This window comes from Delftia lacustris (assembly GCF_040267515.1).
In the GTDB taxonomy this organism is placed as follows: domain Bacteria; phylum Pseudomonadota; class Gammaproteobacteria; order Burkholderiales; family Burkholderiaceae_C; genus Comamonas; species Comamonas tsuruhatensis.
In genome coordinates this window covers 6,246,015-6,258,018 of sequence record NZ_CP141274.1, presented here as the reverse complement: position 1 = coordinate 6,258,018, position 12,004 = coordinate 6,246,015, and the positions used below count along the sequence as shown (strand labels likewise).

General features: G+C 66.7%; 12 protein-coding genes. 10 read left to right on the top strand and 2 right to left on the bottom strand.

All coding sequences use genetic code 11. The features are described from left to right. Nucleotides 1-20: 20 nt before the first annotated feature. Nucleotides 21-1,166, bottom strand: coding sequence for a tripartite tricarboxylate transporter substrate binding protein (locus U6958_RS30070; RefSeq protein ID WP_244160434.1), 1,146 nt, complete (start codon nt 1,164-1,166; stop codon nt 21-23). Nucleotides 1,167-1,540: 374 nt separating this feature from the next. Between U6958_RS30070 and U6958_RS30065 the strand changes: the two genes are divergently transcribed. The 10 genes from U6958_RS30065 to rfbC all read left to right on the top strand — a co-directional run bounded on the left by U6958_RS30065 (nt 1,541) and on the right by rfbC (nt 11,104). Further along, nucleotides 1,541-2,023 (top strand): Lrp/AsnC family transcriptional regulator, encoded by a 483-nt coding sequence (locus U6958_RS30065; protein ID WP_016446496.1) that lies wholly within the window; start codon nt 1,541-1,543, stop codon nt 2,021-2,023. A gap of 135 nt (nt 2,024-2,158) precedes the next feature. Next, nucleotides 2,159-2,884, top strand: a complete 726-nt coding sequence (locus U6958_RS30060; protein ID WP_016446495.1) for a GNAT family N-acetyltransferase — start codon at nt 2,159-2,161, stop codon at nt 2,882-2,884. A 106-nt stretch (nt 2,885-2,990) separates the two neighbouring features. Further along, nucleotides 2,991-3,872: an HlyC/CorC family transporter gene (locus U6958_RS30055; RefSeq protein WP_016446494.1), complete on the top strand. Its 882-nt coding sequence runs from the start codon at nt 2,991-2,993 to the stop codon at nt 3,870-3,872. Nucleotides 3,873-3,963: 91 nt separating this feature from the next. Next, complete coding sequence (lnt, locus tag U6958_RS30050) at nt 3,964-5,571, top strand: apolipoprotein N-acyltransferase (RefSeq protein ID WP_074920543.1); 1,608 nt, start codon at nt 3,964-3,966, stop codon at nt 5,569-5,571. A gap of 178 nt (nt 5,572-5,749) precedes the next feature. After that, the gene (gene fabA, locus U6958_RS30045) at nt 5,750-6,274 is read left to right on the top strand and encodes a bifunctional 3-hydroxydecanoyl-ACP dehydratase/trans-2-decenoyl-ACP isomerase (protein ID WP_016446492.1); all 525 of its coding nucleotides are present in this window, start codon (nt 5,750-5,752) and stop codon (nt 6,272-6,274) included. Next, nucleotides 6,271-7,494 carry a beta-ketoacyl-ACP synthase I gene (fabB, locus tag U6958_RS30040; protein ID WP_016446491.1) on the top strand — a complete coding sequence of 408 codons (1,224 nt, stop codon included), beginning with the start codon at nt 6,271-6,273 and terminating at the stop codon, nt 7,492-7,494. The genes fabA and fabB overlap by 4 nt, the downstream gene beginning before the upstream one ends. Nucleotides 7,495-7,658: 164 nt before the next feature. Beyond that, nucleotides 7,659-8,729 (top strand): dTDP-glucose 4,6-dehydratase, encoded by a 1,071-nt coding sequence (rfbB, locus tag U6958_RS30035; protein ID WP_016446490.1) that lies wholly within the window; start codon nt 7,659-7,661, stop codon nt 8,727-8,729. After that, nucleotides 8,726-9,628 carry a dTDP-4-dehydrorhamnose reductase gene (rfbD, locus tag U6958_RS30030; protein WP_074920541.1) on the top strand — a complete coding sequence of 301 codons (903 nt, stop codon included), beginning with the start codon at nt 8,726-8,728 and terminating at the stop codon, nt 9,626-9,628. The genes rfbB and rfbD overlap by 4 nt, the downstream gene beginning before the upstream one ends. 40 nt (nt 9,629-9,668) lie before the next feature. Then, nucleotides 9,669-10,559, top strand: a complete 891-nt coding sequence (rfbA, locus tag U6958_RS30025; protein WP_012203207.1) for a glucose-1-phosphate thymidylyltransferase RfbA — start codon at nt 9,669-9,671, stop codon at nt 10,557-10,559. Then, nucleotides 10,556-11,104, top strand: coding sequence for a dTDP-4-dehydrorhamnose 3,5-epimerase (gene rfbC, locus U6958_RS30020; RefSeq protein WP_074920538.1), 549 nt, complete (start codon nt 10,556-10,558; stop codon nt 11,102-11,104). Before rfbA ends, rfbC begins: the two co-directional genes overlap by 4 nt. A gap of 6 nt (nt 11,105-11,110) precedes the next feature. Here rfbC and U6958_RS30015 read toward each other — a convergent pair whose 3' ends face one another. After that, the gene (locus U6958_RS30015) at nt 11,111-11,992 is read right to left on the bottom strand and encodes a LysR substrate-binding domain-containing protein (protein ID WP_016451843.1); all 882 of its coding nucleotides are present in this window, start codon (nt 11,990-11,992) and stop codon (nt 11,111-11,113) included. Nucleotides 11,993-12,004: the final 12 nt, after the last annotated feature.

Below are 12,004 nucleotides of genomic sequence, written 5' to 3'. Positions count from 1 at the left end.
AGGCAAGGCACCTGCGCGGCTCAGAGCTGGCGGATTCGGGCGGCCTGCACCAGCAGGCCGTATTTGCTGTGCTCGGAGCGCACAAAGCGCGCGAACTCCTGCAGTTGAAGGTCTTCGGGCAGCACGCCCATGGCGGTCAGCGTTTCCTGCACCGGACTGCTGCGCATGGCCTTCGAGAACACGGCGGCATGGCGCTGGGCCAGGTCGGCGGGCCAGCCGGCAGGCGCGAACAGGCCGAACCAGTTGGCGAGGTTGAAGCCCGGTACCGTGTCGTTGAGGCTGGGCACCTCGGGCAGCAGCGGCACGCGTTCCAGCGTGGTCACGGCCAGGGCCTGCAGCCGGCCTGCACGGATGTGCGGCAGCGAGGACGCCAGGCTGTCGAACAGCAGATCGGCCGATCCGTCGAGCAGGGCCGACAGCGCCGGCTGCGTTCCGCCAAACGGCAGATGCAGCAGCGGCAGCCGCGTGAGCATCTGGTACATCTCGCCCGACAGGTGCCCGCTGCTGCCCGGCCCGCCCGAGGCATAGCGCAGCGGCTGGCGGTGCTTGGCAAGAAAGCGCTGCAGGTCCAGCGCCGTGCGTATGCGCCACTGGCGCGCCAGATCGCTGCGCATCACCAGCACATTGGGCATGCGCGCCACCAGCACCAGCGGCTGGAAGTCGCGCAGCGGGTCGTAGCCCAGCTGGGGCTGCAGCCAGGGCAGCACGGCGTGCGTGGCGGCCGCGCCCATCAGCAGCAAGCGGTCCTGGGCCGTGGCCTGGGCCACCATGTTCGAGCCCTTGGCGCCGCCTTCGCCCGGCACGTAAAGAATGTGGATGGCCCCCAGCTTCGCGGAGCTGGCCTCGACCAGAGGACGCGCCGTGCGGTCCAGGGGCCCGCCGGCTGCATAGGGAACGATCAGGGTCAGGGCGTCGGATTTCGCGTCGCGCGCCGGGGCTGTCAAGGCTGTCGAGGCTGTCGAGGCTGTCGAGGCTGTCGAGGCTGTCGGGGGCGGCTGGGGCTGTGCCGAAGCCGGCAGCCAGGGCAGGGCGGCCAGGGCCGCCAGCAGGCTGCGCCGCGCCATCCGGGCCGACGGCTGCGGGCCGGCTGCCGCAGGTGCACGTACTGGCGCAGATGCACGGGCATGGCGTGGCATGGCGCGGGTGGCGTCGTGGCGGGGCGTCATGGCGTGAAGCGAAATGGAGGCGATCCCCGCAGTATAGGCAGCGCCGACTGCCGCTGAGGCCGCACGCGCCCATGTCCTGCGCGCGCCGGGCCGTCTGTGCGCGGGCGGGGAACTGGGCCAGGTTCAGCGGGGCTTTCATGGGGGTCTCCGGCCTTTTTGTGCAGGACAGTGTTTCGGGCGCCCCAGGCATGGCCTGCGGGCTTGCGATCAGTGCTGTCACTGTAGGCGGGAGGGGCTTCAGCTTTTTGCCGTTTGCCCTTGGTGGGAAAATGCGGAATGCATGAAAATTGCGGAATTCTTTTGTTTATCGCAATTTAACTGGTTAATTCGGGTTAACCCTGAAGAAATCCGTACTTATTTACGAGTCCACCGCCATGAGCGCCACGCACACCATCGACAAACTGGATCGGGCCATTTTGCGCCGCCTGCAGGCCAACGGCCGGGAAACCTATGACGTCATCGGGGAGCAGGTCGGCCTGTCTCCCAGTGCCGTGCTGCGCCGGGTCAAGCGCCTGGAAGACAGCGGCGTGATCGACCGCTATGTGGCCCTGGTCCAGCCGGAGACCGTGGGCCTGGGGCTGACCGCCTATCTCAACGTGCGCCTGGAGAAGTACACCGAGACCAGCAAGCGCAACCCCATGGACGTGTTCCGCGCCAGCGTGCAGACTTGGCCCGAAGTGGTGGAGTGCGTGTCGCTGACCGGGGAGATGGACTATCTGATGCGTGTGGTCGTGGCCGACATGCAGCACTACACGCGCTTCGTCATGGACACCTTGCTCAAGCATCCCAGCGTGCAGGATTGCAAGACCAGCTTCGTGATGGACCGCGTCAAGGTGACCACGGCCGTGCCTTTGTAGCCTTCGGGCTCGACAGGCGCCAGGCCGTCGGGTGTTGCAGGGAGGGGGAATTGGTTTGCATGCCAAAACCTTACGGTTTTGTTGCATTGCAATATCTTCGTTGCTCGACCTCGGGTTTTTACCTATATTTGAGCCATGAATGCATCCAAAGACTGGTTGAAGGCGTCCTGGCAGGCCGGCCGGGACATGTTGCGTGCGAGCGCAGGCCAGCCGCACCGTCCCGATGGGCGCTCCGCGTCCATGGTGCCCATTCGTTCGCTGGGCCCGTCCCACCGCGAACGCGTGGTGGCGCATTTGCTCAAGCTCGATGAAGGCGACCGCTACCTGCGCTTCGGCTATGCCGCCAGCGACGAGCAGGTTCGCCGCTATGCGATGCAGCTTGATTTCGAGCGCGACGACATCTTCGGCATCTACAACCGCCGGCTCGAGCTGATCGCCATGGCGCATCTGGCCTTTGCCTCGCATCCCGAGCACAAGAGCTGCGCCGAATTCGGCGTTTCCGTGCTCAAGCAGGCACGCGGCCGCGGCTACGGCGGGCGCCTGTTCAACCGCGCGGTGATCCATGCACGCACCAAGGGCGTGTCCATGATGTTCATCCACGCGCTGTCGGAGAACACGGCCATGCTCAAGATTGCGCGCAAGGCCGGCGCCACCATCAAGCGCGATGGCTCCGAGTCCGAGGCCTACCTGCAGCTGCCGCCCGCCGGCATCGACACGCACATGGCGTCGCTGATGACCGAGCACATCGGCGAGGTGGACTACCAGCTCAAGAAGCAGGCCAAGCAGTTCTGGGATTTCCTGGCCGACGTGCAGGAAATCCGCCGTGGCGTGCAGGATGGCCGCCACCAGGCCGGCGAATAGGCGCAAAACGCCGCAAAGGGAATTGGCGCAGCGCATGCAGGGGTGACGGAGCAATCCGCTATCCTTGCGGCTTGTTTCACTACCGCACGTCCTGCACTCCAAGACAGTGTCCGACCCCCATCCTGCGCGCTCTTCCGAGAAGGAAAGCAAGCGAAGCTTCCTGCAAAAGGTGGCCGAGTTCATCCACCCGGCCCCTGACTCTCCTGACGAGCTGATCGAGACCCTGGCCGACGCCGAGGACAACCAGGTCATCGGCCCCGAGTCCCGCGTCATGCTCGAACGCGTGATACGCATGGCCGACATGACGGCCGGCGACGTCATGGTCGCAGCCCCTCGCATGGACCTGGTCAACATCGACGCTCCGTTCGATGAACTGCTGCACCAGGTCATCACCACTGCACATTCGCGTTTCCCGGTCTACCAGGGCGAGCGCGAGAACATCATCGGCATCCTTCTGGCCAAGGACCTGCTCAAGCTGCAGCGTTCACCGGACCTGAACATCCGCGCCCTGCTGCGCCCCGCCGCCTTCGTGCCGGAGAGCAAGGGCCTGAATGATCTGCTGCGCGAGTTCCGGGGCAACCGCAACCATCTGGCCGTGGTCATCGACGAGTTCGGCCGCGTGGCAGGCCTGGTGACCATCGAGGATGTGCTGGAGGAAATCGTCGGCGAGATCGAGGACGAGTTCGACATCCCCGAGGACGAGGGCGACATCTTCGCCCTGGCCGACAACAGCTACCGCGTGGCGGGCGACACCACCATCGAGCATGTGAACGAAGCCTTCGAGGTCGCCCTGCATGCCCGCGATCCCGAAGATGAGTTCGACACCATCGGAGGCCTGATCGCCCACGAAATGGGCCATGTGCCCAAGCGCGGCGAGCAGATCCATCTGGCCGGCCTGGAATTCACCGTGCTGCACACCAAGGGCGGCGCCGTGCGCTGGTTCAAGGTGGTGCGCGATCCCGCAGCCGACAGTCTGCTGCGCAGCTGAGGCTGCCCCTTTCTATCCCCACCGACATCTCTCCCGTACCTGGCCGATGCCCCTGTCCAGTTCTTCCGCTTTTTCGCAAGACGGCCGGCGCATGGGCCGGCTCGCCGTGGGCGTGCTGCTGCTGCTTGCGGGTGCAGCCCAGGCCCTGTCGCTGGCCTGGCCCTGGGCGCGCGGCCAGGGCGACGGGCCGCTGAGCCTGGTCGGCGGCTATGGCCGCCCGCTGTGGTGGCTGCAGATTCTGTCGCTGGCCGTGCTGGCACGCGCCCTGCAGACGGCACAGCGCCCGGCCCAGGCGGCGGGGCGGGCCATGCTCTATGCCACCGCCTGGCTGGTGGCCACCTTCTGGTGGCTGTTCATCTCCATGCATGTCTATGGCGGCCTGCCTGCGCCGCTGGCCGTTGCCGCCGTGCTGGCGCTTGCGGCCTTCCTGGGCAGCTACTACGCGGTGGCCGCCTGGGGCTGGCACAAGCTGCGCCCCACCAGCACGGCGGGCGGCGCCTTGCTTTTCGCCGCCGCCTGGCTGTTGGCCGAATTGGCGCGTGGCTGGCTGTGGACCGGCTTTCCCTGGGGCGCGGGGGGCTATGCCCACGTCGAAGGGCCCCTGTCGGTGCTGCCGCGCTGGATCGGCGTCTACGGCACGGGGGCGGTGGCGTCCTGGCTGGCATATTGGCTGGCCGCCTTGGCGGCCGGTTCGCGGGGCGGACAAGCCCTTCGGCCTGCACGGTGCGCGGCCGTTGTGGCGGCCCTGGTTCTGGCCTGGGGCGGGCTGTGGTGGCTTCGCGATGCCGCCATCAATGCACCATCGGCCGAACGGCCAGCGCTGAGCGTGGCCATGCTGCAGGGCAATATCCCGCAGGATGAGAAGTTCGAGGCCGGCAGCGGCATTCCGTTGGCCCTGGGCTGGTACGGGCGGGAGCTGCGCGCGGCCACGGCGCAGCTGGTGGTCGCACCCGAGACGGCCGTGCCCCTGCTGCCCCAGCAGTTGCCCGAGGAATACCTGGACCTGCTGCGCGAACCATATCTGAAGAAGGATGGCCGGCAGGCGGCGCTGCTGGGCATCCCGCTGGGCTCGGAAGAGGCCGGCTATACGAACTCGGTCGTGGGCTGGCAGCCTGGCCAGATCCAGGACTACCAATACGACAAGCACCATCTGGTGCCCTTCGGGGAGTTCATCCCGCCGCTGTTTCGCTGGTTCACGCAGATGATGAACATACCGCTGGGCGACTTCAACCGCGGCGCGCTGGGCCAGCCTTCCATGGCCTGGGCTGGCGAGCGGCTGTCACCCAACATCTGCTACGAGGATTTGTTTGGCGAAGAGCTGGGTGCACATTTCGGCAATGCAGCGACGGCGCCCACGGTGCTGGTGAATTTCAGCAACATCGGCTGGTTTGGCGACAGCGTGGCGATCGACCAGCATCTGGCCATCAGCCGCATGCGGGCGCTGGAGTTCGAGCGCCCCATGCTGCGCGCCACCAATACCGGCGCCACGGTGGCCATCGACCACCGGGGCGTGGTGACGCACGCGCTGGTGCCTTACGAGCGCGCGGTGCTTGAGGCCAGTGTGCAGGGCCGCGAGGCCTTGACACCGTTTGCGCGCTGGGTGAATGCAGCAGGCCTGGTCCCGCTGTGCGCCGCTGCTGCGGCGGTGCTGCTGGTGGCCTGGATCGGCCGCCGCAGGGCCTCTGTTCAGGGGCTGTAGCCAAGTCCCGCGACCTGGGTCGGCGTGGCTTTTGTGGCAGAGTTTTGATGCGGCCTCGGGGTTTTGTTGCAGTCTGGCAACGTTCAGCCCCGATAATGCGCGGCTGCATGGTCCGCTGCGGGCCGCACCCATTCAGAGATAGAGGTGGCGTCAGTGCCGCCGTGGAGCAAGTTAGACAATGGCCGATTCTTTTTCGTATGAGCAACTGATCGCTTCGGGCGAAGGCAAGCTGTTTTCCGCAGACAGCGGGCGTCTGCCACTGCCTCCCATGCTGATGTTCGACCGCATCACGCACATCGACACGGATGGTGGCGCCCACGGCCTGGGCAAGATCGTCGCCGAACTCGACATCAAGCCTGATCTCTGGTTCTTCGACTGCCATTTCCGGGGCGACCCCGTCATGCCCGGCTGCCTGGGTCTGGACGCCATGTGGCAACTGATCGGCTTTTACCTGACCTGGCTGCGCCTTCCCGGCCGGGGCCGTGCGCTGGGCGCCGGCGAAGTCAAGTTCACGGGCGAAGTGGGTCCTGACGTCAAGCTCGTGACCTACGAAATCGACATCAAGCGCGTGATCAAGCGCAAGCTCAACATGGCCATCGGCGATGCACGCCTGCTGGCCGACGGCAAGGAAATCTACGTCGCCAATGACCTGCGCGTGGGCCTGTTCCTGCGCGAGGGTGAAGGCCAGGGAACGGCAGCATGACCAAACGTCGCGTAGTCATCACCGGCGCGGGCATTGTCTCGTGCATCGGCAACGACCTCGATACCGTGGAGACCTCGCTGCGCGAGGGGCGCACGGGCATCAAGGCCATGCCGAAGTTCACCGAACTGGGCATGCGCAGCCAGGTGGCCGGTGTGCCGGAGATCGACGTCGAGGCACGTATCGATCGCAAGCAGCTGCGCTTCATGGGCGATGCCGCTGCCTATGCGCAGATCGCGCTGGAAGATGCCATCGCCCAGGCCGGCCTGGCTCCCGAGCAGGTCAGCCATCCGCGTACCGGCCTGATCATGGGCTCGGGCGGCGGATCGCCGGCCAACCAGATCGAGGCGGCCGACACGCTGCGCGAAAAGGGCATTCGCCGCGTCGGGCCCTACCAGGTCACGCGCTGCATGAGCTCCACGGTGTCCGCCTGCCTGGCGACCAACTTCAAGGTCAAGGGCATCAACTATTCCATCACCTCGGCCTGTTCCACCTCGGCGCACTGCATCGGCGCAGCGGCGCAGCAGATCGCCTGGGGCATGCAGGACGTGATGTTTGCCGGCGGCGGCGAAGAGCTGTCCTGGGGCATGGCCCTGCTGTTCGACGGCATGGGCGCCATGTCCAGCAAGTACAACGACCAGCCCGAAAAGGCTTCGCGCGCCTATGACGCCCACCGCGACGGTTTCGTGATCGCAGGTGGCGGCGGCGCGGTGGTGCTGGAAAGCCTGGAGCACGCCCAGGCCCGGGGTGCGAACATCCTGGCCGAAGTCGTGGGCTTTGGCGCCACCAGCGATGGCGAGGACATGGTCGCGCCCTCGGGCGACGGCGCCATCGCCTGCATGCAGCAGGCCCTTGAAGGCCTCGAAGGCGGCGTGGACTACATCAACACCCACGGCACCTCCACGCCCGTGGGCGACATGCAGGAAGTGCGCGCCATGCGCGCGCTGTTCGGCGACCAGGTGCCGCCGTTCTCCTCCACCAAGTCGCTGACCGGCCACTCGCTGGGCGCCACCGGCGTGCAGGAAGCCATCTACTGCATGATCATGATGAATAAGGGCTTCATCGCGGGTTCGGTCAACGTGGACACGCCCGATCCCGCGCTGAACGACATGCCCCTGGTCACGCGCACACGCGATGCCCAGTTGAACACCGTGCTGTCCAACAGCTTCGGCTTCGGTGGCACGAACGCCTCGCTGGTGCTGCGCCGCTGGCAAGGCCAGTGAATACGCCCTGGTGTGTAAAAGGCGTGTCCTGAAGGAAAAAGCCCGCCTCCTGCGGGCTTTTTCACTGGTGAACGCCGACAATGCCAAGGTCGCGCGGGAGGCAGCACTGCAGGCTGCTGCCTGAACCCCGAACCAAGAACAATGAAATTTTGCAAGGTTGAACCATGATTCTTGTCACAGGCGGCGCCGGCTTCATCGGCGCCAATTTCGTGCTGGACTGGCTGGCTGCCGGCGATGAGCCGGTGCTCAACGTGGACAAGCTCACCTACGCGGGCAACCTCAAGAGCCTGGAGAGCCTGCAGGGCGATGCGCGCCATGTCTTCGTGCAGGCCGACATCGGCGATGGCGAAGTCCTGGCCCGCCTGCTGGCCGAGCACCAGCCGCGCGCCGTGGTCAACTTCGCGGCCGAAAGCCATGTGGACCGTTCCATCCACGGCCCCGAGGACTTCATCCAGACCAACGTGGTCGGCACCTTCCGCCTGCTCGAGGCCGTGCGCGGCTACTGGAGCGCGCTGGATGCCGAGGCCAGGGCGGCCTTCCGCTTCCTGCATGTCTCCACCGACGAGGTCTATGGCAGCCTGGCGCCAGCGGCACCGGCCTTCACCGAAGACCATAACTACGAACCCAACAGCCCGTACTCGGCCAGCAAGGCCGCCAGCGACCACCTGGTGCGCGCCTGGCATCACACCTACGGCCTGCCCGTGCTGACCACCAACTGCAGCAACAACTACGGCCCGCTGCATTTCCCCGAGAAGCTGATCCCCCTGATGATCGTCAACGCCCTGGCCGGCAAGCCTTTGCCCATCTATGGCGATGGCATGCAGGTGCGCGACTGGCTCTATGTGCGCGACCATTGCAGCGCCATCCGCCGCGTGCTGGAGGCCGGCAAGCTGGGCGAGACCTACAACGTGGGCGGCTGGAACGAAAAGCCCAACGTCGAGATCGTGAACACCGTCTGCGCGCTGCTCGACGAGCTGCGCCCCAAGGCCGATGGCACCAGCTACGCTGCCCAGATCACCTATGTGAAGGACCGCCCCGGTCACGACCGGCGCTATGCCATCGACGCGCGCAAGCTCGAGCGCGAACTGGGCTGGAAGCCCGCGGAGACCTTCGAGACCGGCATCCGCAAGACCGTGCAGTGGTACCTGGACAATCCCGAGTGGGTGGCCGATGTGCAGTCCGGCGCCTACCGCGAATGGGTCAGCCGCCAGTACACGGAGGGAGCCGGCGCATGAAGCTGCTGCTGCTGGGCCGCAATGGACAGGTGGGCTGGGAGCTGCAGCGCAGCCTGGCGCCGCTGGGCGAGTTGGTCGCGCTGGAGCGCCAGGGCGACGCCGGTGGCCAGGGCCTGTGCGGCGATCTCTCTCGCCTCGATGAACTCGCACGGACCGTGCGCGCTCTGCGTCCCGATGTCATCGTCAATGCCGCCGCCCACACGGCCGTGGACAAGGCCGAAAGCGAGCCGGAACAGGCGCGGCTGCTCAATGCGCTGGCTCCCCAGGTGCTGGCCCGCGAGGCGGCGCAGACCGGCGCGCTGCTGGTGCACTACAGCACGGACTACGTCTTCGATGGCAGCGGCAGCGCTGCGCGCACGGAGACCGAGGCCACGGCGCCGCTGTCCGTCTATGGCGGCAGCAAGCTCGAAGGCGAGCAGCTGATCCAGGCTTCGGGCTGCCGCCACCTGATCTTTCGCACCAGCTGGGTCTATGCGGCGCGCGGCGGCAACTTCGCCAAGACCATGCTGCGCCTGGCCCAGGAGCGCGAGGTGCTGAGCGTGATCGACGACCAATGGGGCGCGCCGACGGGGGCAGACCTGATCGCCGACGTGACGGCCCATGCCATCCGCCAGGTGCGGCGCCAGTCCGGCGGCGAAGGTCTGCACCATCTGGTGGCCGGTGGCGAGACCACCTGGCATGCCTACGCCAGCCATGTGATCGCCCGCGCCCGCGAACTCGCGCCCGACCGGCCCTGGAAGGTGCAGCGCATAGCTGCCGTGCCCACCAGCGCCTTTCCGACCCCGGCGCAGCGTCCGCACAATTCCCGCCTGAACACCGAGCGGCTGCAGCAGACCTTCGGCCTGCGCCTGCCGCACTGGCAGGCCGGCGTGGACCGCATGCTGCAGGAAATCATCTGAGCGCGGCTGCGCGCTTCAGCAGAACCCCAGGATCCAGGACATGAACCAGACACGCAAAGGCATCATCCTCGCGGGCGGCTCCGGCACCCGCCTGCACCCGGCCACGCTGGCCATCAGCAAGCAGCTGCTGCCGGTCTACGACAAGCCCATGATCTACTACCCGCTGAGCGCTCTCATGCTCGCGGGCATCCGCGAGATCCTCGTGATCAGCACCCCGCAGGACACGCCGCGCTTCGAGCAGTTGCTGGGCGATGGTTCGCAATGGGGCCTGAAGCTCGAATATGCAGTCCAGCCCAGCCCGGATGGCCTGGCCCAGGCCTTTTTGATCGCCGAAGACTTCCTGGCCGGCGCCCCCAGCGCCCTGGTGCTGGGCGACAACATCTACTACGGACACGATTTCCCCCGCCTGCTCGAACGCGCTGACGCGCGCAGCGAAGGCGCCACGGTGTTTGCCTACCATGTGCAGGACCCGGAACGCTATGGCGTGGCCGAGTTCGATGCCCAGGGCCGGGTTCTTTCCCTGGAGGAAAAGCCCAAGCAGCCCAGGAGCAACTACGCGGTCACGGGCCTGTATTTCTACGACAACCAGGTCGTTGAGCTGGCCAAGTCCATCAAGCCCTCGGCGCGCGGCGAGCTGGAAATCACCGACCTCAACCGCCTGTACCTGGACAAGGGCCAGCTCAATGTGGAGCTCATGGGCCGTGGCTATGCCTGGCTGGACACGGGCACGCACGACAGCCTGCTGGAGGCCGGCCAGTTCATCGCCACGCTGCAGCAGCGCCAGGGCCTGAAGGTGTCATGCCCCGAGGAGATCGCCTTCCGCCAGGGCTGGATAGACCGTGCCCAGCTCGAGACGCTGGGCCAGGCGCTGGCCAAGAACGGCTATGGCCAGTACCTGCTGCAGATCCTCAAGGAAAAGGTGCACGCATGAAGGCAACACCCCTGGCCATTCCCGAGGTGATGCTGATCGAGCCCAAGGTCTTTGGTGACGATCGCGGCTTCTTCCTCGAAAGCTTCAACCAGCAGGCCTTCAACCAGGCCACGGGCACGGACCACCAGTTCGTGCAGGACAACCACAGCCGCAGCAAGAAGGGCGTGCTGCGCGGCCTGCACTACCAGCTGCCTCCCCATGCCCAGGGCAAGCTGGTGCGCGTGGTGCGCGGCGCCGTGTTCGATGTGGCCGTGGACATCCGCAAGGGCTCGCCGACCTTCGGCCAATGGGTGGGCGCCGAGCTGACGGAAGACAACCACCGCCAGCTGTGGGTGCCCCCAGGCTTTGCCCACGGCTTCATGGTGCTCAGCGACAGCGCCGACTTCCTCTACAAGGCCACGGCCTTCTACGCGCCCCAGGCCGATCGCGGCATTGCCTGGGACGACCCGGCCATCGGCGTGCAGTGGCCGCAGCTCAATGTGGAGCTGTCGCTGTCGGACAAGGATCTCAAGCAGCCGCTGCTGGCGGATGCCGAGCTGGCCTGAGCCAGTTCACATCTGGTCCGGCAGCACCCCGCCCGGCACGGCTTCCTCCAGAAAGCCGGCGATCAGCCGGGCCTGGCGGCGTTCGCGCAGGCAGTACAGGTATTCGGGCAGGCGCGGCACGGGGCCTGCGAAGGGCAGGACGACGATGTCGGGGTGGGCCGAGGCTTCATGCCGGGCGAAGACGCTGATGCCCATGTCGCGGATCACGGCCTCGCGGATGGCTTCGCGGCTGGCGATTTCCATGACGTGGCGCGGTGCCAGGCCGGCGGCGGCCAGCATCTGTTCGGTGAGCTGGCGCGTCATGGAGCCGCGCTCGCGCAGGATCAGCGTGTCTTGCACCAGATCGGACGCCTGCACCATGGTGCGCTGCGCCAGCCGGTGGCTGCGGTGCACCAGCAGGGCCAGCGGGTCCTGGCCCAGTTCCACGCGCAGCAGGCGCGGATCACCTTCCAGGTGTGACGAGGTCGCCAGGTCCACCTGGTAGTCCACCAGCGCCTGCACCATCTGGCGCGAGTTGCCGCCCACGATGGCCACTTCCACCCGCTCGAAGCGCCGCTGGTAGCGCTTGACGATGTCCAGCACGTAGTAGGGCGCCGTCGCACCGATGCGCAGCTGGCCCTGGCTGGCATCGCCCGAATGGCGCAGCGCCGACTCCAGCTGGATGGTCTGCAGCAGCAGTTGCTCGACCTGGGGCAGCAGGCGCAAGCCGGCATCGGTGATGGACAGCCGTCCGCCCTGGCGATGGAACAGCTCCACGCCGTAGTGCTCTTCCAGCGCGCGGATCTGGGTGGTCACGGTGGGCTGGCTCAGCGAAAGCTGGCGTGCCGCCTGCGTGATGCTGCCCAGGCGGGCCACCCAGAAGAAGGACTTGAGCTGCGTGACGAACATGGCGGGGTGTTG

Coding starts and splice junctions, on each gene's coding strand:
- U6958_RS30070 (WP_244160434.1), bottom strand. CDS start 1,166: ATGACGCCCCGCCACGACGCCACCCGCGCCATGCCACGCCATGCCCGT.
- U6958_RS30065 (WP_016446496.1), top strand. CDS start 1,541: ATGAGCGCCACGCACACCATCGACAAACTGGATCGGGCCATTTTGCGC.
- U6958_RS30060 (WP_016446495.1), top strand. CDS start 2,159: ATGAATGCATCCAAAGACTGGTTGAAGGCGTCCTGGCAGGCCGGCCGG.
- lnt (WP_074920543.1), top strand. CDS start 3,964: ATGGGCCGGCTCGCCGTGGGCGTGCTGCTGCTGCTTGCGGGTGCAGCC.
- fabA (WP_016446492.1), top strand. CDS start 5,750: ATGGCCGATTCTTTTTCGTATGAGCAACTGATCGCTTCGGGCGAAGGC.
- fabB (WP_016446491.1), top strand. CDS start 6,271: ATGACCAAACGTCGCGTAGTCATCACCGGCGCGGGCATTGTCTCGTGC.
- rfbB (WP_016446490.1), top strand. CDS start 7,659: ATGATTCTTGTCACAGGCGGCGCCGGCTTCATCGGCGCCAATTTCGTG.
- rfbD (WP_074920541.1), top strand. CDS start 8,726: ATGAAGCTGCTGCTGCTGGGCCGCAATGGACAGGTGGGCTGGGAGCTG.
- rfbA (WP_012203207.1), top strand. CDS start 9,669: ATGAACCAGACACGCAAAGGCATCATCCTCGCGGGCGGCTCCGGCACC.
- rfbC (WP_074920538.1), top strand. CDS start 10,556: ATGAAGGCAACACCCCTGGCCATTCCCGAGGTGATGCTGATCGAGCCC.
- U6958_RS30015 (WP_016451843.1), bottom strand. CDS start 11,992: ATGTTCGTCACGCAGCTCAAGTCCTTCTTCTGGGTGGCCCGCCTGGGC.